The 19963-nt window shown below is 73.3% G+C and carries 22 protein-coding genes; 15 read left to right on the top strand and 7 right to left on the bottom strand.

Translation table 11 applies throughout. The annotated features are described in order from the left end of the window. Positions 1 to 147: 147 nt before the first annotated feature. A complete protein-coding gene (locus tag AB0J08_RS06305) occupies positions 148 to 1551 on the top strand; it encodes a glycosyltransferase 87 family protein (RefSeq protein ID WP_360627717.1) in 1404 nt (467 codons plus the stop codon). 203 nt (positions 1552 to 1754) lie between these two features. Here the strand turns inward: AB0J08_RS06305 and AB0J08_RS06300 are convergent, their stop codons facing one another. After that, a complete protein-coding gene (locus AB0J08_RS06300) occupies positions 1755 to 2171 on the bottom strand; it encodes an SsgA family sporulation/cell division regulator (RefSeq protein WP_360627714.1) in 417 nt (138 codons plus the stop codon). 397 nt (positions 2172 to 2568) lie between these two features. On the opposite strand from AB0J08_RS06300, the gene AB0J08_RS06295 reads away from it, so the two are divergent. Further along, entirely contained in the window at positions 2569 to 4131 is a 1563-nt protein-coding gene (locus tag AB0J08_RS06295; protein WP_360627711.1) for an RDD family protein, read from the top strand. 79 nt (positions 4132 to 4210) lie between these two features. After that, entirely contained in the window at positions 4211 to 4951 is a 741-nt protein-coding gene (locus AB0J08_RS06290; RefSeq protein WP_360627708.1) for an RDD family protein, read from the top strand. Between the two features lie 35 nt (positions 4952 to 4986). Here AB0J08_RS06290 and AB0J08_RS06285 read toward each other — a convergent pair whose 3' ends face one another. Beyond that, positions 4987 to 5277, bottom strand: coding sequence for a hypothetical protein (locus AB0J08_RS06285; protein ID WP_360627705.1), 291 nt, complete (start codon positions 5275 to 5277; stop codon positions 4987 to 4989). 233 nt (positions 5278 to 5510) lie between these two features. On the opposite strand from AB0J08_RS06285, the gene AB0J08_RS06280 reads away from it, so the two are divergent. The 4 genes from AB0J08_RS06280 to mycP all read left to right on the top strand — a co-directional run bounded on the left by AB0J08_RS06280 (position 5511) and on the right by mycP (position 9669). Then, complete coding sequence (locus tag AB0J08_RS06280; RefSeq protein ID WP_360627702.1) at positions 5511 to 6239, top strand: endonuclease V; 729 nt, start codon at positions 5511 to 5513, stop codon at positions 6237 to 6239. Positions 6240 to 6365: 126 nt separating this feature from the next. Continuing rightward, on the top strand, positions 6366 to 6812 hold the full coding sequence (locus AB0J08_RS06275) for a hypothetical protein (protein WP_360627699.1): 447 nt from the start codon (positions 6366 to 6368) through the stop codon (positions 6810 to 6812). Positions 6813 to 6855: 43 nt separating this feature from the next. After that, positions 6856 to 8304: a hypothetical protein gene (locus AB0J08_RS06270; protein WP_360627696.1), complete on the top strand. Its 1449-nt coding sequence runs from the start codon at positions 6856 to 6858 to the stop codon at positions 8302 to 8304. 120 nt (positions 8305 to 8424) lie between these two features. Continuing rightward, positions 8425 to 9669, top strand: coding sequence for a type VII secretion-associated serine protease mycosin (mycP, locus tag AB0J08_RS06265; RefSeq protein ID WP_360627693.1), 1245 nt, complete (start codon positions 8425 to 8427; stop codon positions 9667 to 9669). Between the two features lie 22 nt (positions 9670 to 9691). Here mycP and AB0J08_RS06260 read toward each other — a convergent pair whose 3' ends face one another. Next, positions 9692 to 10180: a GNAT family N-acetyltransferase gene (locus AB0J08_RS06260; RefSeq protein ID WP_360627690.1), complete on the bottom strand. Its 489-nt coding sequence runs from the start codon at positions 10178 to 10180 to the stop codon at positions 9692 to 9694. Positions 10181 to 10371: 191 nt separating this feature from the next. Between AB0J08_RS06260 and AB0J08_RS06255 the strand changes: the two genes are divergently transcribed. Next, positions 10372 to 11022: a DinB family protein gene (locus AB0J08_RS06255; RefSeq protein ID WP_360627687.1), complete on the top strand. Its 651-nt coding sequence runs from the start codon at positions 10372 to 10374 to the stop codon at positions 11020 to 11022. A gap of 82 nt (positions 11023 to 11104) precedes the next feature. Here AB0J08_RS06255 and AB0J08_RS06250 read toward each other — a convergent pair whose 3' ends face one another. After that, entirely contained in the window at positions 11105 to 11548 is a 444-nt protein-coding gene (locus tag AB0J08_RS06250; protein WP_360627684.1) for a hypothetical protein, read from the bottom strand. A 555-nt stretch (positions 11549 to 12103) separates the two neighbouring features. After that, complete coding sequence (locus AB0J08_RS06245; protein WP_360627681.1) at positions 12104 to 12628, bottom strand: hypothetical protein; 525 nt, start codon at positions 12626 to 12628, stop codon at positions 12104 to 12106. Positions 12629 to 12883: 255 nt separating this feature from the next. Between AB0J08_RS06245 and AB0J08_RS06240 the strand changes: the two genes are divergently transcribed. Continuing rightward, positions 12884 to 13915 carry a hypothetical protein gene (locus tag AB0J08_RS06240; RefSeq protein ID WP_360627678.1) on the top strand — a complete coding sequence of 344 codons (1032 nt, stop codon included), beginning with the start codon at positions 12884 to 12886 and terminating at the stop codon, positions 13913 to 13915. Positions 13916 to 13934: 19 nt separating this feature from the next. Here the strand turns inward: AB0J08_RS06240 and AB0J08_RS06235 are convergent, their stop codons facing one another. After that, complete coding sequence (locus AB0J08_RS06235; RefSeq protein ID WP_360627675.1) at positions 13935 to 14525, bottom strand: isochorismatase family protein; 591 nt, start codon at positions 14523 to 14525, stop codon at positions 13935 to 13937. A gap of 161 nt (positions 14526 to 14686) precedes the next feature. Further along, entirely contained in the window at positions 14687 to 16003 is a 1317-nt protein-coding gene (locus AB0J08_RS06230) for a nicotinate phosphoribosyltransferase (protein WP_360627672.1), read from the bottom strand. A 152-nt stretch (positions 16004 to 16155) separates the two neighbouring features. On the opposite strand from AB0J08_RS06230, the gene clpS reads away from it, so the two are divergent. From clpS to AB0J08_RS06200, 6 genes are all read left to right on the top strand, one after another. Further along, positions 16156 to 16449 (top strand): ATP-dependent Clp protease adapter ClpS, encoded by a 294-nt coding sequence (clpS, locus tag AB0J08_RS06225; protein ID WP_329487840.1) that lies wholly within the window; start codon positions 16156 to 16158, stop codon positions 16447 to 16449. Between the two features lie 58 nt (positions 16450 to 16507). Further along, positions 16508 to 17092: a DUF2017 domain-containing protein gene (locus AB0J08_RS06220; RefSeq protein ID WP_360627669.1), complete on the top strand. Its 585-nt coding sequence runs from the start codon at positions 16508 to 16510 to the stop codon at positions 17090 to 17092. A gap of 185 nt (positions 17093 to 17277) precedes the next feature. Beyond that, positions 17278 to 18732 (top strand): amino acid permease, encoded by a 1455-nt coding sequence (locus tag AB0J08_RS06215; RefSeq protein WP_360627666.1) that lies wholly within the window; start codon positions 17278 to 17280, stop codon positions 18730 to 18732. An 88-nt stretch (positions 18733 to 18820) separates the two neighbouring features. Further along, positions 18821 to 19252 carry a M67 family metallopeptidase gene (locus AB0J08_RS06210; protein ID WP_360627663.1) on the top strand — a complete coding sequence of 144 codons (432 nt, stop codon included), beginning with the start codon at positions 18821 to 18823 and terminating at the stop codon, positions 19250 to 19252. 138 nt (positions 19253 to 19390) lie between these two features. Beyond that, positions 19391 to 19510: a putative leader peptide gene (locus AB0J08_RS06205; RefSeq protein WP_327677307.1), complete on the top strand. Its 120-nt coding sequence runs from the start codon at positions 19391 to 19393 to the stop codon at positions 19508 to 19510. Positions 19511 to 19612: 102 nt separating this feature from the next. Beyond that, positions 19613 to 19891 carry a MoaD/ThiS family protein gene (locus AB0J08_RS06200; protein WP_030394231.1) on the top strand — a complete coding sequence of 93 codons (279 nt, stop codon included), beginning with the start codon at positions 19613 to 19615 and terminating at the stop codon, positions 19889 to 19891. The last annotated feature ends 72 nt before the right edge of the window (positions 19892 to 19963 follow it).

Below are 19963 nucleotides of genomic sequence, written 5' to 3'. Positions count from 1 at the left end.
GCCGTCCGTGCTCCGCCCGCAACGGAGTACGGCCGGCCGGAGTGTTCTCCGATCCGACCGGTCACGCTCCGTGACCGTTCTGATCGGGCCCGGTCGGCGGGCATCCGGTATCGTCGCTGGTTGGCCGAACGGTGGACGGAGCGAACAGTGACAGCGGTGCAAGACGAGCGCAGCGCGGTGCCAACCGCACCGGACCCGGCGCCCGGGCCCCTGTCGAACCGCCTGAAGGACGCCCTCGGCGCGCCCGTCCGGGCCCTGCGCGAGGCGCCGCGCCGCCCGCTGCTGGCCGTCTCCGCCGTGGCGCTGCTGTCCCTGGTGGTCTACGCCGTCGTGCGGCACTTCGTCCACACCTCGATGGTCGACATGATCGTCTACCGGGCGGAGGGCGGGGCCGTCGCCGACGGCACCGACCTCTACGGCCTGCGGGTCACCGAGTGGAACCTGCCCGCCACCTACCCGCCGTTCGCCGCGATGCTGTTCGTGCCGACGACCTGGTTCCCGGTGCCGTTCCTCCGGGTGGCGATCACGCTCGGCAACCTCGGGCTGCTCGCGCTCTTCACCCATCTGTCGTTCAAGCTGGTCGGCTGGCCGCGCCGCGAACTGCGCCCGCTCGGCGTGATCCTGGTCACCGGCGGCGGCGTCTGGCTCGAACCGGTCTTCACCACGCTGCGTTACGGCCAGATCAACCTCGCCCTGGCCTGCCTGATCCTCTGGGACCTCACCCGCCCCGACGGCCGCCGCAGCAAGGGCGTCGCGATCGGCATCGCCGCGGGCATCAAGCTCACCCCCGGGCTCTTCGCCGTCTACCTGCTGCTCACCGGCCGGATCCGGGCCGCCTTCGTGGCCGGCTTCACCTTCCTGGGGACCTTCCTGCTCGGCGGCCTCGTCCTGCCCGACGCCACCTGGGGCTTCTGGACCAAGTACCTCTACGACTCCTCGCGGGTCGGCAAGACCGAGATCGTCGACAACCAGTCGGTGCGCGGCGCCGTCGCCCGGCTGCTGCACAGCGCCGACCCCGGGCTCCTCGCGACCCTGGCCGCCGGACTGGTCGCGGTGGCCGGACTCGCCGTCGCCGCCTGGGCGGCCTCCAGCTCCCGCTGGCTGCCGCGCGCCGAGGCGTGGGGCGTCTGCTGCACCGCAGTCACCGCGGTGCTGATCTCGCCGATCAGCTGGACCCACCACTGGGTCTGGTGCGTGCCCGTGCTCGCCCTGCTCGCCTGCGAGGCGGCGGTCGAGCAGGCCCGTCCGGCCGCCGTCCGCCGGATGCGCTGGCGCGCCGCGTTCGGGGCCACGCTGGTCGCCTTCTTCTCGTTCGGGATGTGGGTCGTGCCGCACCACGGCGACCTCGACCTGCACCTGTCGGCGGTCAGCCAGATCCCGGCTTCGGTCTACCCGCTCGTCGGGATCTGCTTCCTGCTGGCCGCGGCGCTACGCATAAGGGCTCGGCGGCGGGCCGCCGGCGCCCCCCTCGCCGCGCTGCCCGGGCAGCGCAGCGGCGGCGGCCGTCCGGGCCCCGCGCGCGACCGTCAGCAGGCCCCCGCGGCCCGCTGAGTCGCCGGGGCTCCCTGGCCGGGAGCCCGGGGATGGACGGGCCGGGGGTGCTCCGCTCAGGGGTGCTCCGCCCGGGGTGCTCCGCTCGGGCGCGGGCTGTCCGGGGGTGTGCTGCCGGAGGCCGTCACGCCCGGGGCCTGGGCGTCCCGGGCCGGGGCGTTCGGGTGTGCTCGGTGGGGGGCTGCGCCGAGCGGCGCGGTCGCTCACGCGAGCAGTTCGGCGAGCGAACCGTCCATGTCCAGCGCGGCCAGCTCGCTGCCCGGCGGCACCAGCCGGTGCGCCCGCTCCAGCCAGGCGGCCACCACCGGCAGCGGAGCCTCCAGCAGTGCGTCCCCGGCGGGCGAGCTCAGCGCCAGGCAGAGCACGCTGCGCCGGCCCGACCGGGTCGGCCAGATCCGCACATCCCCCTGGCCGCAGGGCCGGAAGGTGCCCTCCACCAGCAGCTCGCGGGCGAACACCCAGGTGACCGGCGAGCCGGTGTCCAGGTGGAAGGTGATGTGCACCGCGTACGGGTCGTGGCTGCCGTAGGACAGCCGGGCCGGGACGGGGATGCTGTGATCGGGGGAGAGCACCAGGTTGAGCTCCAGCTCGTGCTCGACCACGCTCGTCGCGCGCTCCATGATCGGGTTCCTCTCTGCCTCCGCGTGGTGCCCGGTTCCGGGCCCTGTCACCTTGGAGAGCACGGGCCGCAGGCGCTCTTACACACGTTTCCGGGATTTCTCGCCGGAGTTCCCGCAGGCGCGGACGAGCAGTGGTGGTACGCGGGGGAGCGGGCGCGTGTCGACGCGTTGCGCGCCGTCCTCCCTATCCCGGGCGGACCCGGGTTGTCCGGCGATTGCGCAACTTGCCTCCGTCGACCCTCCGAGGTACTACCCTTTGTGACTGCCCCGCGACTGTCCGCCAGTGAGGCGGTGTCCTCGCGCGCGCCGACGGCGAAGCCGGCTGTGCCGCCCGAGTCGCCGTCGCGTGGTCTGCCGCCGGGTGCGCCGCATCGGCCCTGCCAGGAAAGAAGACCCCATGACGGACCGGCCCTTCGCCGGCGGCGCGGAGACGGCCGTCGGCCCCACCCCCGGGTACTACCCCGACCCCTCGGTGCCCGGCTTCGTCCGCTACTGGGGCGGCACCGCCTGGGTGCCCGGCACCAGCCGTCCGGCCCCGGCGGAGGGCGAGGTGCTGGAGCCGCCCCGGTTCGTGGCCCGTCGCAGCGGTGGTGCGGGCGGCGCGGGAGCCGGGCCGGGGGCGCGGGTGCGCTCCGTGCCGCCGCCGGCCGTACCGGAGGAAGTCGTGCCGCCGACCGTGGTGCCGCCGACCGTAGTACCGCAGACCGTCGCGCCGTCGCCCGCCGAGACCTCCGGGGAGACCGGGCCGGTGTACCTCGACCAGACGGCGGGCGGGGCGTCGTTCAGCGTCGGGCCGCACCTGGCGGCCGGGCCGGCCTTCCGCCGGCCCGGGTCGCGGCCGGACCTCGGGGCAGAGCAGGCAGAGCGGGCAGAGCGGGCCAGGCAGTCGGGGCAGACCGGGCGGGGGCGCGCGGGAGATGTGGCGCAGGAGGCCGGGGGTGAGTCGGACGCCTCCGGTTGGCAGGTCGACCCGCGGGCGCAACGCGGCTTGATGGAGACGGGCGGGGCGCCGCGCTGGGTCTCCTGGGGAGTGCTCCCGGGGGCGGAGCCGCTGCCGGGCACGGTCGAGCCCGCGGACGTCCGGCCGGTGGTCGTGGAGCGGGAACCCGTGGAGCGGGCGGTCGTGGAGCGGGAGCCCGCAGAGCGAGTGGGGCCCGTCGTGGCGGCTGCGGTGTCCGCGGCGCCCGTGGGCGTGCGTGCTCCCGGTTCGGTGCCGGTGCCTGCGCCCGCATCGGTACCTGCGCCCGCATCGGTACCTGCGCCCGCACCGGAGTCCGCGCCTGGACCGGGGCCTGTACCGGGGCCGGAGCCGGAGGTCGCGCCGGAGCCGGCCGCCGCTACCGCGCCGTCCACTGCTGCCGCGCCGTCCGCCACCGCCGTGTCCGCCGTGACGCCCGCACCCGTCGCTGCTGCGGCGAAGGCCGGACCCGCACCGCGGCCGGCCGTCCGCCGCCGTCCGCCCGCACCCGTGGCCGCCGGGCTGGGACGCCGGCTGGCCGCCCGGCTGGTGGACACCGCCGTCCTGGCCGTGGTCGCCGCCGCGGCCGCCATCCCGCTCGGCAACTCCGCGCTGTCCCACCTCCAGCAGAAGCTCGCCCAGGCCAGGATGGCCAGCGCCCTCACCCGCCGGCAGGTCGACGTCTGGCTGGTCGACGGTGTGGTGGTGGGCAAGGCCGCCGTCCTGCTCGCCGTCCTCGCCTTCGTCGGCGTGCTCTACGAAGTCCTGCCGACCGCGCGTACCGGCCAGACCTTCGGCAAGCGCCTGGCCCGGATCCGGGTGGTGGACGCGTCCCCGTCGGCCGCCCGCCTCCGGCTGAGCTTCGCCCGCTCGCTGGCCCGTTGGCTGGTCCGCAACGCCTCGGCGGTTCTGCTGCTCGGCCTGGTCTGGCCGCTGTTCGACCGCCCCGCCCGGCGCGGCTGGCACGACCGGATGGCGGGCACCAGGGTCGTCCGGGACTGACCGCGGTCACACGGGGGGCGTGGGGCGAAACGGACTAAATATCCGGAACTTAGCGAATATGTGATGTTCTACTCGGGGAATGAGCACCCACGACCCCTCAGGCTCCGAGCCGGAGGGGGGCGGCCAGCCCTCCTTCGACAAGCAGCCCCCGTACCCGGGTGGCGGCACGCCGGAAGGTGCGCCGTCGGACCCGTCCGGCAACCCGCCGCCGTCGACCCCGCCACCGGCCGGCAGCCCCTACGACGACCGGCCCGGCGCGTACGGCGGCACCTACGGCGGCACCCCCGGCGGTTCGCCGTACGGGCAGGGCCCCTACGGCGGGCCGCCGCCCGGCCAGCCACCGCCCGGATACGGACCCACGGGGCACGGCACACCCGGTGCCGGACCGATCCCCGGGATGCCGCCGCTCGGCAGTTGGCCGAACCGGATCCTCGCGCAGGTGATCGACTACGTGCTCGTGCAGATCGTGGCGATCATCGTGGTGCTGCCCTTCGCCAGCCTCGGCGACCGCTCGGGTTCGGCCGGCGCCTTCTGGCTGGCCTGCGGCCTGCTCCTGATCTACGACGGCGTGATGCTCAGCCGGGACGGCCAGACCCTCGGCAAGAAGGCCATGAAGGTCAGGGTCGCGATGCTGATCGACGGCACCACGCCGACGCCGGCCGCCGCCTGGACGAGGTCCGCCGTCTTCATCCTTCCGGCGGTCATCTGCTGCGCCGCGCTCTGGTGGCTGATCGACGGCCTGTTCGGCGTCTTCGACAAGCCGTACCGCCAGTGCATCCACGACAAGGCCGTGAAGACCGTAGTGGTCTCCACGGTCTGACTCCGGCCCCGTGCGCGGTCCCGCCCGGTGGCGCGTCAGCGCTGCCGGGCGTACGCGTGCCCGGCGGGCGCGGGCGCGGGCGCGGGCGCGGGCGCGTCGGCCGGGGCTGCCGCCGGGCTCGGCGCGGTGGCGGTGGCGGCGGCGCGGCGCTGGGCGGCGGTGGACAGCGACAGCAGCGTCACCAGCGTCCCGAGGGCGAGCGCGAAGCCCACCAGTACGGCGACCTGCAGGACGCCCGTGGCGCCCGAGACGGCCAGCAGCGCCACGGTGGCGGCGACGACGGTGCAGGTGCCGAGGCAGAACTGAGCGGTGGTCGGGCGCGGCATGGCGATCGGTCCTTCGCACGTCGGGGGAACGGGCGGGGCGAAGCGGGGTGGGGCGGTGCCGGGGCTGGGATTCCTGTCCAGGACTCCTACCCGGTACAGGAGTTCGGTAAGTGCAGCCTAAGCCGCCGGGCCCGGGGCACGGGGGGCGCACGGGCTCACTGCGGGGTCGTCCGCCCGACTCGGTACGGTGGTCGGGACTCATCCATCGACGCTCGACGCCCAAGGGAACCTCCGTGCCCATCCCCGCCGACTGGCCCGCCACCGAGGCCGAGGCCCTCGCCGAACAGGAACGGTTGCGCCCGCTCGTCCAGCCCCACGGCCCGGGCCCGGGCGCCGGCTCCGACACCGACGGCGACACCGAGGCCGACACGCTGATCGCCGGTGTGGACGTCGCCTACGACGACGAGCGGGACCTCGTGGTCGCCGCCGCGGTCGTCCTGGACCGCGACACCCTGGCCGTCGTCGAGGAGTCGACCGCCGTCGGCCGGATCGCCTTCCCCTACGTACCCGGCCTGCTCGCCTTTCGTGAACTCCCCGCCGTCCTCGACGCCCTGGCCGCGCTCACCCGCACCCCCGGCACCGTGGTCTGCGACGGCTACGGCCTCGCCCACCCGCGCCGCCTGGGCCTGGCCAGCCACCTCGGCGTGCTCACCGGCCTGCGCACGCTCGGCGTCGCCAAGACCCCGTTCGTCTTCGACCACCACGAGCCCGACGCCGCCCGCGGCGCCTGGACCCCGCTCACCGACCCCGCCACCGGGGAGGAGGTCGGCCGCGCCGTCCGTACCCGGCCCGGCGTCAAGCCGGTGTTCGTCTCCGTCGGCCACCGCATCGGCCTGTCCGAGGCGGTCGACACGACCCTGGCCCTCGCCCCGCACTACCGGCTGCCCGAAACCACCCGCCACGCCGACTCGCTCTGCCGCCGCGCCCTCGCCGCACTCCAGCGGGAGACACCCGTGAACTGACGGCCCGGCAGGTAGTCGACGGTTCGCCGTGAGCGCCGTTCTGCTCGCCCGGCCCATGTGTTAGACATGAGTCTCCCGAGGCTGTGCACGGCAGCACGGGGCGGACGCACGGGGGAGGCGCCGGACGTGGCAACGGGGACCGGATCGACGGGCGGAGCCGGCGGCGGCTACCGCGTCGAAGTCGAGCAACTACGGGCCTTCGCAGCCCAGGTGAGGCTCCTGCTGGCCGAGTTCGAACGCCACGCCGACGGCACCCGGACACACGGACAGAGCGCCGTCGGCAAGACCTCCTTCGGCACCTTCGCCGAGGCCACCGAACTGCACGGCCGGTACCAGACGATGCGCGACGGGCTGCGCGACGTGCTCAACCAGCTCCAGGACGCCGTCGACGAGGCCCAGAAGAAGGCCGAACTCACCGCCACCAACTACCAGGAGCAGGAACACCGCACCGCCGGCAAGCTGAAGCTCGGCGACGACGGCTGGTCGGTGGCCGCGCCGTCCGCCACCAGCACCGCCGCGTACACCCGGACGGTGGCCCCGCCCCGGCAGCCGGGCGGGAAGTCCGAACGATGACCACCGAACGGGCACAGTCCCACCGGAACGGAGGCGGCCGCCGATGACGTACACCAACTTCAACGACTACAGCCACGCCGAGCTCCGCAAGATGGCCCAGGCCCTGAACCCCGGCGAGGTGATGGCCGCCGGCGACCCCTGGCGCCGCGCGGCCGACACCCTCAAAGCCATCCGCGCCACCCTCACCCGGGCCAGCACCGAGGCCGCCGTCAGCTGGGAGGGCACCACCAGCGACGCCTTCCACAGTCGCATGCTCAACCTCGCCGCCACCATCAACAACGCGGCCTCCTACGCCAACGACGCCGCCAACACCCTCAAAGCCATGTCCGAGGCCATCGCCAAGGCCAAACACGACATGCCCGAGGAGCCCAGCGGCTGGGACCAGCTCAAGGACGGCGTCGGGGACACCGTCTCGTCCCTGTTCGGCGGCGACGACGAGGACACCAAGACCGCCATCGCCGAACAGCGCAAACTCGAAGCCGCCGCCGTCATGCAGACCCTCGCCATGCACTACCGCGTCGCCGCCCCGATGCTGAAGCCGCCACCGCCGTTGCAGCCGGGGCCGAACAAGCGTCGCGGCGACGACTATCAGGATGTTCCTTCGCCTGATGAGTCGTCGGGGGCTTCGACGATCAGCGCCGTTATGGCCGGTGCCAGCTACAGCAGCGTGACAACGTCGCCGACCCCTGGCAGCTCCACGCCGCCTCCTCAGCGAACGACCGGCGAGCCCGCGCGGAATCGCCCGGCGACAGCGGCACCGGCCGTACCGGCCCCACCGGTCGACTCGGGTATCAAGGGAGGCACCGCGCAGGCAGCGCCGAAGCCGCCGGCTGTCACCAACTACGGGCCGGGCACTGGGATCGACGGTACGAAGGCCAGTGTTCCCACGACATCCGCGACCAGCACGTCGCTCCCGAACTCCGGCAGCTCCGGCACCAACCCCGGACCTCAGACGGGGCTCCCGAGCGGGCCGACGGGTGGCGGCTACGAGAGGGCTCGCACCAGTGCCGGGCCGGTTGGGGAAGGGCCGGGAGCGTCGGCCAGCAGCCGGGACAAGGTGGGAACACCGAACAGGGACGTCCCGGGCCGGACCACCGCTCCCGGCGAGGCCGCGGCCCGCAGGGGTAAGGCGTTCGGCACGGGCGAGGTGTTCGAGGGCGGGTTCGGCAGTGGTGGTCGGGGCACCGGAGGGTCCCGACCGAGCAGCGGTCTACCAGGGGGCACCGGCGGCCTCGTCGGCAAGGGTGGGCGATCGGGCCCCGGGGCGAAGGAGGCCTTCACCGAAGGCGGGTCAGGCCTCGGCGCTCGGAGCCGCGGCAGAGGGGAGCCGAGCGCCAGCGTCGGCGGCGGGATGGCGCCGGGCGTTCCACTCGGTGATGCACACCGGCGCAAGAAGGACGGGGAGAAGGAGGGCAAGCGCCCTGACTACCTCGTCGAGGATGAGGAGACCTGGGCGTCGGACAAGCCGGCCAACCCGAACGTGGTGGAATGACCCCTGTCCGTAGGCGGACAGGCCGATGATCGGTCGTCCCCTGGGTCGCTGGCCCAGGGGACGAATCGCTGAGTGAGGTGACCAGGCGTGACGGGCGGTCGGGTGGGGCGTGGAGCAGCCGTGCTCGCTGTTGGAGCCCTGGTGTGGGGGACGGTCCACACGCCGGCGATGGCGGACCAGATCAGGGATGCCCAGTGGCCGTTGAAGAAGTTCGCCGCTGAGGCGAGAGTCTGGCCGATCAGCCAAGGCGACGGTGTGGTTGTTGCCGTGGTGGACGGTGGCGTCAGCCAGGAGCACCAGGACCTCGTCGGCCAGGTGCTGCCCGGCGCCGACTTCTCCGGAGGGAGGACGGACGGGCGGGTGGACAGCGACGGCCACGGAACCGCGATGGCGAGCCTGATCGCCGGCACCGGACACGGGGCTTCGGCGGGGGTCATCGGCCTCGCGCCGAAGGCGAAGATTCTTCCGGTCAGAGTCAGGAGTGTCGACGGCTTGCCGGAGGCCCAGCAGTCCGACCTCGCACAGGCCGTCCGATTCGCCGCCGATCAGGGGGTGAAGGTCATCAATGTCTCCCTCGGGGGGTATTCGGGCGCGGACGCCCTGACGCGGGATGCCATCAAGTACGCGGCCTCCAAGGACATCGTCGTTGTGGCGTCAGCCGGGAACAGCGGAAACAAGTCCTCTCCTGTCGAGTACCCAGCAGCCTTTCCGGGAGTAGTGGCCGTTGCGGCGGTCGATGAGCAGAACAGGGTGTGGGAGAAGTCCACGTTCGGACCCGAGACCACGATCGCCGCGCCGGGCGTCGGGATCTACCACGCGTCAGTCACCTCTACTTCGAGCTACAACGTCGGCAACGGCACCTCGGACGCCACCGCCTACGTCTCCGCCACCGCTGCGTTGATCCGCTCCAAGTACCCCGCTCTCTCGGCCGGGCAGGTCATCAATCGGATGATCAAGAGTGCGACTCCGCCGGGGGACGGGTCGGCGGTGCCGAACGCCCACTACGGGTACGGGGTCGTTGACCCCGCCAGGGCGCTGGAGCCGAACGCCGCGGTGGACGGCGGGGCGAAGGCGAACCCGTTGCTCGGGCGGGCGGAGTCGCAGGGGGCTTCGGCCGGCTCCGCGGCGGAGCCCACCGACGACGCCTCCGTGCCGCCGATGGCGGCGCCGGTGGCCGGGGCGGGCGGGAACGCGGGGGTCACGTACACCCTGCTGGGGGCCGGCGGTCTGCTGGTGCTGGTGGTCGCCGGGGTGGGAGCGGGGCTGATGGCGCGGGCGCGGAAGCGGCGGCGGGCAGCCGTGGCGGGTGCGTCCCCGTACCCGCCGGGGTACGGTCCGCCGCCGCAGCAGCCGCCCTACCGGTGAGCCGGTCGCGCGGGGGCCGTCGTCAGAGCCGGCGGTGCATGATGTGCAGGCCCACGTAGCCCTTCCGCGGGTGGCGGAAGGCTTCGGGGACGGTGGTGAGGATCTCGAAGCCGAGGGATTTCCAGAGGGCCACCGCGCGGTCGTTGGTCTCGACGACGGCGTTGAACTGCATCGCGCGGTAGCCGTCGGCGCGGGCCTGGTCGAGGACGTGGGCGCCGAGGGCGCGGGCGACGCCCCGGCCGCTGTGGCGGGGGTCGACCATGAAGCCCGCGTTGGCGACGTGGGCGCCGCCGCCGGACTGGTTGGGGTGGCTTTCGGCGGTGCCCAGGACGGTGCCGTCCTCGTCGACGGCGACGAAGGTGCGGCCGGGGGCGGGTTTGAACCAGAGTGCGCGGGCCCGGTCCTCGGTGGTGTCGCGGTCCCAGCTGTAGGTCTCGCCGGCGGCGACGATCTCGCGGAGGAAGGGCCAGATGGCCGGCCAGTCGGCGGAGGTGGCTTCGCGGATGAGCATGGTGCCCAGCATGGACCGAGGCCCCCTGCCCCGGCCAGGGATTTCGGTCGGCCCCGGCGCTGCGGCGCCGCCCCGGCTACGCGGCGCCGGCGATCCGCTCGCCGAGGACCGGCCGGTCCTGGCAGTATTTCGGCGGCCGCTGGCGCTCGGGCCGCTGGTGGGAGCGGCCGGGCCGCGGCCATCCTGGACGCATGACCAGTCCTGAGAACGTCGTCGCCACGCCCGCCTCTAAGCCCGCCGCCGGCGCCCCGGCCGCCGCCGGCGCCCCCGCCGGGGCCACCGACCTCACCGCCGTCACGGACCCCGCCGAGGCCATCGTCCCGGACACCAAGGACTGGACCTGGGTGCTGGAGCGGGCCTGCCCGGACTGCGGCCTGGACTCCGCGGCCGTGGACCGCGGGTCCGTCCCCGGGCTGATCCGGGCCAACGCGGACGCCTGGGTGGCGGTGCTGGGCGGCGACGAGGGCGCGCTGCGCCGCCGGCCCCGCCCGGAGGTCTGGTCGGCCCTGGAGTACGCCTGCCATGTCCGGGACGTCTTCCGGCTGTTCCACGTCCGGCTGAACCTCATGCTCGACCAGGACGGCCCGGACTTCCCGAACTGGGACCAGGACGAGACCGCCGTCGCCGAACGCTACGGGGATCAGCAGCCGTCGGCCGTCGCGGTGGAGCTGGCCGAGGCCGGGCGGATCCTGGCGGACGCCTTCGAGCGGGTCGCGGGCGAGCAGTGGCAGCGCACCGGCAACCGCAGCGACGGTGCGCGCTTCACGGTGGAGTCGTTCTCCCGCTACCTGGTCCACGACCCGGTCCACCACCTGTACGACGTGACGGGCGAGCGGGTCTGATCCACCGGACGCGGACGCGGACGCGGACGCCGACGCGGGCGTGGGTCCCGGTCCCCGGGGTGGCGCGAGGGCTTCGCCGGGGTCACCAGCCGGAGGCCTCGCGCAGCATGGTGCGGCGGAGTCGGCCGGCCACGCTGGCGGTGTCGGTGCCGATGACATCGGCGATCTCGGGTGCGGCGAGGCCGACGACGTAGTGCAGGATCGCGAGGTCGTCTTCGGCGGGGTGGTGGGGCAGGGCCGGCGGTCCGGCCTGTCGGGTGTGGTCGCTGACGGTGTCGCGCAGGATCTGCCAGGCGTGTGCGGTGGGATTGGAGCTGCCCAGCAACTCGCGCCAGTGGACGGCGATTTCGGCGAAGGCTTGGTGGACGGCGCCGGCCGCCTCGGTCTGGTCCGGCAGCCACACCCGGGCGTAGCTGAGGTACCGCGGTCGGTGCAGCTCGCAGAACGCCGCGAACTCCAGCGGTACGGCAGGCGGTTCGCCGGGCCCCAGGGGAGGCTCGGCGGTGCTGTCATGACGGTTGGTCATCTCGGCTTCTCGGCGAGTGAGATGGGCTTCTGACGGTCGATCATCTGCGCTCACTCTACGGTAGGCGCTCGGTGCGCTGGGTTACCAATCGGATTGAATGCCCGGAAGGCACCGTCGCTCGGCCGGTTCCGGCGGTGGCCGGCGGTGGGCAGGCGGGCGGCGGGGTGGCGCGGGCCGGTGGTGGAGTGGGACACGGTGGAGCCGTAGGCGCGGAGGCGAGTGCGTCGTGGCCGGTCAGCGGAGTGGGACTGCGGGTTCGCAGGACAGTTGATGAGCCACCGTAGGCGGTTCGGCGGCTCGCGTCCACGCCCTCGGCGTGAAGCCGCGCCCGCGCTACCGGTCGCGCGCGCGGAGGGTCGGGGCAGGTGTTCGGACGGTCCCGGCGGTGGTCTGCGGAGGGGTGGTGCGCTCGCGCCGCCGGGGCGGCGGGGCGGGAGCCGGGCCGGTGGGCCGGGGTCGGTCCGGCCCCCTCCGGCCGCCCCTGTCCGTGCCGGTCGCGCCCGGGCGCCCGACGGGTGGGCGACTGCGCGACGCGGTATCCCGCCTGTTCGAGCGTCAGCCGGTGGGCCGGGCCTCCGTGGAGGTGATCCGGTCGTCCGCCGCGGTGGTCCGTTCGAGCTGGGCGGGGAAGGCGTCGACGGCCCGCCGCCGGGCCAGCTCGGCCGCCGAGGCCGCGGCAGTGGCAGCGGCCTCCGCGGCGCTCACGGCGGCGGCCCCTTCCGGTCCGGTGGGGTCGCCGGTCCGTCGTTCGCGGCCGACGGCGGTGCGGGCGGCCTGGTCCTCGGCCGCCTGTCTCGCGGCCAGGTAGGCCTGGACGGCGGCCATCCCGTACACGGGCTGGATCAGCTGGTGCCCCTTGAAGAAGGGCCGGGCCGGGGCGAATCCGGCCGCGACCACGAGGTCGCGGATCTCGGCTATCTCCGCCTCGCTGCGGGCGGTGAAGCGAACCTCCCAGCCTTTTTTGTACGTATGGCCCTGTTCGCCGCTGCGGCGGGCCGGGTCCGGCCGGCGGACGTATCCGGGCAGGCGGCCAAGGCGGAGCTGGGCCGCGCGGAGGCCGGCGGTCTCGTCACGTGACATGCACCAAGGGTAGGCAATCCGGCGAGTGGGAGTGACTTCCGGAGGAGCTTCGGCGTATGCCCTTGGTCACTCACGGTCAGACACCCTGGTGGCCGCTCGGCTTCGATCAATTGTGACAAGCATATGATCACCCATTACGCCGAATGAGTGAGGGTATGAGGACTTTAGTGCGGACTGGTCCCGGTTTCACGACGGTTGGGTAACAGTGCGTCAGGTGGCCGATGGTCGGTCCGGGCTGTTGGGGATGGTGTCGGCATGAGCTACCGGATTCCCTCGCCGCCACCTTCCCTGGAGGAGCTGGCGAAGCGTCAGCAGAACGTCATCACCGCCAGTCAGCTGCGCGCCCGGGGCGTGCCGGCCCGGGTGGTCACCGGGTACTGCCGCCGTGGCGGCCCCTGGCAGCGGCTGCTGCCCAGGGTCTACCTCCTGCAGTCCGGCGAGCCGACCCCGGAGCAGCGGATGTGGGCGGCCCTGCTCTACGCCGCGCAGAACGGGTGCGAGGAGGGCCGCGGGGAAGGCGCCGTGATCACCGGTACGGCCGCGCTCGCGCTCTACGGCTTCGCCGCCGTGCCGCGGCTGCCCGCCGTCACCGGGGTGGACGTCCTGGTGCCCCGTCAGCGCCGGCTGAAGGACGCCGGTGAGGTCCGGATCCGGCGCACCGAGCGGGAGTTGGTGGCCAGTTCGGTGCACGGCCTGGCCTGCGCCCCGGTCGCCCGGGCGGTGGCCGACGCGCTGCGCGAGTGGGCGGCCGAGGGTGCCGCGCCGGCCTTCGGCGAGGGTGCCGCGCTGCCGGTCCGCGCGGTGCTGCGGGAGGCCGTGGAGCGCCCCGACATCCCGTGCACCGTCCGGGAGTTGGTCGCCGAGCTGACCGAGTCCGGGCTGGCCGCCGACCTGCGGGTGCGGGCCGCCCTGGACGAGCTGCTGGCCGCCGAGCGGGACGCCGCGCTGGAGCGGCTCGGCGCCCTGCTGGACGAGTGGCTGCTGCCCGTCCCGCTGACCGGACCCGAGCTGCGGATGCGCGGCGGCACCTACATCGCCGTCCCGGACCTCTACTGGCCGACGGTGGGGGTGGCGGTGGAGGTCGACTCGGAGCTGCGCTGCGTCAGCGAGGGGGAGGCCGCCTGGGTGCGCGGCGGCCAGCACCGGATGGAGTACCTCGGGGTGCGGCTGGTCCACGTCAGCGGTGCGCGGCTGGCCGCCGAGCCGGAGGTGGTCGGCGCCGAGCTGCGCGAGGCCTTCCGACTGGGCGGCACCGACGTGGTGGAGCTGGTGGTCACCGAGCGGTGAGCCGGCCCCGGCCCGGGGTTCAGCCCCGCACCATCGGCGTCCCGACCAGTTCGACGCCGGCCGCCCGCAGCTCCTCCAGCGCGGCGGCGGTGGTCTGCGGCGCCACACCGGCCGTCAGGTCGAGCAGGACGCGGGTGGAGAAGCCGGCCCGGACGGCGTCCAGCGCGGTGGCCCTGACGCAGTGGTCGGTGGCGAGCCCGACCACGTCGACCTCGGTGACCTGACGCTCGCGAAGCCACTCGATCGGGCCCCGGTTGTTCTCGTCGAAGCCCTCGAAGCCGCTGTACGCCGCCGCGTAGGCGCCCTTGTCGAAGACCGCCTCGATCGCGCCGGAGGTGACGGAGGGCGCGAAGTTGGGGTGGAAGCCGACGCCCTCGGTGCCCGCCACGCAGTGCACCGGCCAGCTGTTGACGTAGTCCGGGGTGTCGGAGAAGTGGTCGCCCGGATCGATGTGGTTGTCGCGGGTGGCGAGGACGTGCTGGTAGCCGGCGTGGGACTCGGCGATCAGGTCGGTGATCGCGGCGGCCACCTCGGCCCCGCCGGCGACGGCCAGGCTGCCGCCCTCGCAGAAGTCGTTCTGCACGTCGACGACGATCAGTGCCCGGTGCATGGCTCGCATCCTCGGTTGTCTGGTGGGGGCGGTGCGCTGGTGCTCCGCGCGTCCGGTGGGAACTCTACGGTCGACTGTAGGCAGTGGCACCCGGAGGCGGAAGGCCCGGGGCGTCCCCGGGCCTTGTGCCCCGGGCCCGGTGGGCCCGCGCCGAGCGGCGGTCAGACGATCAGTTCGGTCGGCAGGACCGGGTCGCCCTTGGACAGCTGGGTGGCCGACAGCGGCAGCCCCGCGCGGGCCCGGACGTGCCGCTCGCGCGCCGAGGCCAGCGGCTCCCGGCCGACCAGCTCGCCGGCCCGCACCAGCGGGACCTGCAGGAGGTGCGGCTCCAGCTCGGCCGGGACCGGTCCGGTGCCGACCACCTCGGCCTCGGCGACGCCGTCCTGGTCGGGCCGGCGGGCCGCCCACTTGCGGCCGCCGACGCTGGTCTTGCCGCCCGCCGCGCGCTTGGCGACCGGCACCAGCGGGCCCTGCGGCACCTCGGCGCGGGCGACCAGCTTGTAGACCATCGCGCAGGTCGGGTGGCCGCTGCCGGTGACCAGGCTGGTGCCGACGCCGTAGCCGTCCACCGGGGCGGCGGCCAGCGCGGCGATCGCGTACTCGTCCAGGTCCGAGGTGACGATGATCTTCGTCTTGTGGGCGCCGAGCTCGTCCAGCTGGCGCCGGACCCGGTGGGCCAGCAGGGTGAGGTCGCCGGAGTCGATCCGTACCGCGCCGAGCTCGGGGCCTGCCACCTCGACGGCGGTGCGGACGGCCTCGCGCAGGTCGAAGGTGTCGACCAGCAGGGTGGTGCCCCGGCCCATCGAGGCGATCTGGGCCCGGAAGGCGTCCCGCTCGGTGTCGTGCACCAGGGTGAAGGCGTGCGCGGCGGTGCCGGTGGTCGGGATGTCGTGGGTGAAGCCGGCCTCCAGGTCGGAGGTGGCCGTGAAGCCGGCCACGTACGCGGCGCGGGCGGCGGCCACGGCGGCCTGCTCGTGGGCGCGCCGGGCGCCCATCTCGATGCACGGGCGTCCGCCGGCGGCGGCGGTCATCCGGGAGGCGGCGGCGGCGATCGCCGAGTCGTGGTTGAGGATCGAGAGGATCACCGTCTCCAGGATCACCCCCTCGGCGAAGCTGCCCTCGACGGTGAGCAGCGGCGAACCGGGGAAGTAGACCTCGCCCTCCGGGTAGCCGTGGATGTCGCCGGTGAACCGGTAGTCGGCCAGGTAGCGCAGGGTGTCGTCCTCGACCACGCCCTGGCCGGCCAGCCAGTCGAGCTGCGCGCTGGTGAAGCGGAAGTTCTCGACGGCGTCCAGGACCCGCCCCGTGCCGGCCATCACGCCGTAGCGGCGGCCGCTCGGCAGGCGGCGGGTGAACACCTCGAAGACGGAGCGGCGGTGCGCGGCTCCGCTGCGCAGGGCGGCCTGCAACATGGTGAGCTCGTAGCGGTCGGTGAGGAGCGCGGTCGAACCGGCCGCGCGCACTGAAGTGGCGTCCATGGGGATGATGCTACTACCACTTAGCGTCAGATTGACGATTTCTCGTCGCGGGCCTTCGCGCCCCCCGGGTCGGAATCGCCCGGAGGTCCCCCGGATGGCAGCATGGGGGCTGAAGGGGTATGTGCGGGAAGAACGGCGAGGAGGACCCAGCGTTGAGTGTCGCGCCCGTGGAGATCGAGCGCCCGGAGGTCGAAGGCCTGCCGGTGGCGGAGCCGGACACGCCCTGGGTGACCATCGTGCACAACGACCCGGTCAACCTGATGAGCTACGTCCAGTACGTGTTCCAGGCCTACTTCGGCTACCCGAAGGACAAGGCCCGGAAGCTCATGATGGAGGTGCACAGTAAGGGCCGGGCGGTGGTCTCCAGCGGATCCCGCGAGGAGATGGAGCGCGACGTGCAGGCGATGCACGGCTACGGCCTCTGGGCCACGCTGCAGCACGACTGACCCGCGAACCGCGCCCCGCACCCCACCGAAGACGACGAAGACGGGCTGACCGATACAGATGGCTGGGTTGTTCGAGAGTGCCGGCGGCGGGAGCGCGGCGATCGCGCTGGACGAGCTGGAGGCCTCCATCCTGCGCTCCCTGGAGGTGCAGATGCTGGAGCTGATCGGACCGGGCCCGGGCGGGGACACGAGCGACCCGCTCGCCGCGCTGTTCGCGGAAGGGCCGAGCGAGGCCCCCGCCGACCCGGCGCTGGCCCGGCTCTTCCCCGACGCCTACGGGGACCCGGAGAAGCCGGACGACGCCGAGACCGCCGAGACCAGGGAGGCCGCCCGGGAGTTCCGCCGCTACACCGAACTGGACCTGCGGGCCCGCAAGCGCGAGGACGCGCTGCAGGTGGTCCGGGCGCTGGACGGGCTCGGCGGCGAGGGCGGCGTGCTCAAGCTGGCCGCCGCCGACTGCCTGCGCTGGCTGGGTGCGCTCAACGACCTGCGGCTGACCCTGGGCGTGCGGCTGGAGGTCGCCGAGGAGGACGAGCAGGGCCTGTACGACCTGCCGGACACCGACGAGCGCAAGCCGCTGGTGATGGCCTACCTGTGGCTGGGTGCCCTGCAGGAGTCGCTGCTGGAGGCGATCGCGGACTGATCCCGCCCGCTCCCGGGCCACCGTGACCCCCCGTCCGCATGCTGGACGGGGGGTCACGGCTTTTCCGCTCAAAACGGGCGGAATCATATGAGGACATGCTCAAATATCGCTCAGATGAACACCGATATCCGGAACCTGCGTGGTACGACTTCTCCACCCCACGAGCCCACCCAGGACGGTGCATCATGGCCGAGCAGATCTACGACGAAGTGGTCGACACCAAACCGGACGAGGAGGGCTACGAACGGGGTCTGGGTAGTCGCCAGATCCAGATGATCGCCATCGGCGGCGCCATCGGCACCGGGCTCTTCCTCGGCGCCGGTACCGCGATCTCCAAGTCCGGGCCGAGCCTGATCCTCTCCTACGCCGTGGCCGGCGTGGTGATCTTCGTGATCATGCGGGCCCTCGGCGAGCTGCTCACCTACCGTCCGGTCTCCGGAAGCTTCGCCGAGTACGCCCGCGAGTTCCTCGGCCCCTTCGCCGGCTTCGTCACCGGCTGGACGTACTGGCTGTTCTGGGTGGTCACCGGCATGGCCGAGACCACCGCCGCCGCCGTCTACGTGAAGTTCTGGGAGCCCGACATCCCGCAGTGGCTCAGCGCGCTCACCTTCCTGGTCATCCTCTACGGGGCCAACCTGATCTCGGTGAAGCTGTTCGGCGAGATCGAGTTCTGGTTCTCGATGGTCAAGGTCACCGCCATCATCGGCATGATCCTGATCGGCATCGGCGTGCTCACCCTCGGCTTCAGCGACGCCGGTGACACCGCGTCGATCACCAACCTCTGGGACGACGGCGGCTTCTTCCCCAAGGGGATCGGCGCCACCGTGATGACACTGCAGATCGTGATGTTCGCCTACCTCGGCGTCGAACTGGTCGGCGTCACCGCCGGCGAGAGCGAGAACCCCCAGAAGACCCTGCCGCGCGCCATCAACACGCTGCCCTGGCGGATCGCGCTCTTCTACATCGGCGCCCTGGTGATCATCCTCTCGCTCGTCCCGTGGACCGAATTCCAGCCCGGCGTCAGCCCGTTCGTCGCCGCCTTCGGCAAGATCGGCATCCCCGCCGCGGCCGGCATCATCAACTTCGTGGTGCTCACCGCCGCGCTCTCCTCCTGCAACTCCGGCATGTACTCCACCGGCCGGATGCTGCGCGACCTCGCCCTGCGCGGTCAGGCCCCCGGGCGGCTCACCAAGCTCAACTCCCACCGCAGCCCCGCCGTCGCGATCACCCTCTCCGCCCTGCTGATGGGCGTCGGCGTGGTGCTCAACTACCTCGTCCCGGCCAAGGCGTTCGAGTACATCACCTCGGTGGCCACCGTCTGCGGCCTCTGGACCTGGTCGATGATCCTGATCTGCCAGATCCGCTACCGGAAGGCCTGGCGGGGCGGGCACCTGCCGCCGCCGAGCTTCAAGGCACCCGGCGGCACCTGGAGCAGCTGGGCCGCGCTCGGCTTCCTCGCCCTGGTGATCGTGCTGATCGCGCTCGACAAGGACAACCGGATCTCGCTGTACGTCTTCCCCGGCTGGGCCGTCGTGCTCGTGGTCGGCTACCAGGTGCTCAAGCGCCGCCGCCCGCAGGCCGTCCACGCCGTCGCCCACGACCACCTGCACGCCCGCAACGGTGCGGGCGACGCCCACTGAGCCGCCCACCGGACGCGCCGCCCGCCGGCGCCGACCACGCCCCGGACGCCCCGGCGGACACCCGCCGGGGCGTGGCTATCCTGACCGCATGCTGACCATCACCCGAGAACTGCGCGACGCCATCGTCGCCCACGCCCGCGCCGACCACCCGGACGAGGCCTGTGGCGTGGTCGCCGGACCGGCCGGCAGCGGACGGCCCGAGCGGTTCGTCCCGATGCTCAACGCCGCCCGCTCGCCCACCTTCTACGAGTTCGACTCGGGCGACCTGCTGAAGCTCTACCGCGAGATGGACGACCGGGACGAGGAGCCCGTCATCGTCTACCACTCGCACACCGCCACCGAGGCCTACCCGTCACGCACCGACGTGAGCTACGCCTCCGAGCCGTTCGCCCACTACGTCCTGGTCTCCACCGCCGACGGCAACGGCCCGGACGACCCGTACCAGTTCCGCTCGTTCCGCATCGTGGACGGCGCGATCACAGAAGAAGACGTCCAGGTCGTCGAGGCCCACCAGCCCTGACCCGCACCCCCCTGGGCGCGGCCCGCCACCGTCCCGGAGACGGCGGCGGGCCGGTGTCGTCTCAACAGCAGAAACGCAAACATCCGGATCCCGAGACAGGCATGTCGGAGCGAGCCCGGGAATCTATACGATGAGCCCATGCGTTCCGTCGATGTGAGCACCCAGGCCCCGGGCACCCGCCTCGTGGCGCGCCTGCACGTCGACCTGTGCCGGCTCGCCAGCGCGATCTGTCCCGGCACGCCGGCGCGCTCGCGCTGAGCCGCCCGACCAGGCCCGCCGCACGCCCTGCGCACCGGGCCCGACCCGCCCTGCCGCGCCCGCTGCGGCCCACCCACTCACGACTCGCACAGGAGCGCACCCATGGCCATCGAGGTCCGCATCCCGACCATCCTCCGCACCTACACCGACGGCGCCAAGGCCGTCGAGGGCACCGGCAGCAACCTCGGGGAACTCTTCCAGGACCTCGATGCCCGGCACCCGGGCATCGCCGCCCGCCTGCTGGACGGCGGCGAGCTGCGCCGCTTCGTCAACGTCTACCTCAACGACGAGGACGTCCGCTTCCTGGAGGGCATCTCCACCGCCCTCGCCGACGGCGACAGCGTCACCATCCTGCCCGCCGTCGCCGGCGGCGCCCGCTGACCTCCGGCCCTCCCGCCCGCCGGCCGCGCGGGCGGGAGGGCCGCCGCACCCGACCCTCACCGCCGTTGCCGG

It is taken from the genome of Kitasatospora sp. NPDC050463, assembly GCF_040655255.1.
GTDB lineage: Bacteria > Actinomycetota > Actinomycetes > Streptomycetales > Streptomycetaceae > Kitasatospora.
Note: the sequence above shows the minus strand (reverse complement) of the source record. Positions and strands in the feature narration are given on the sequence as shown.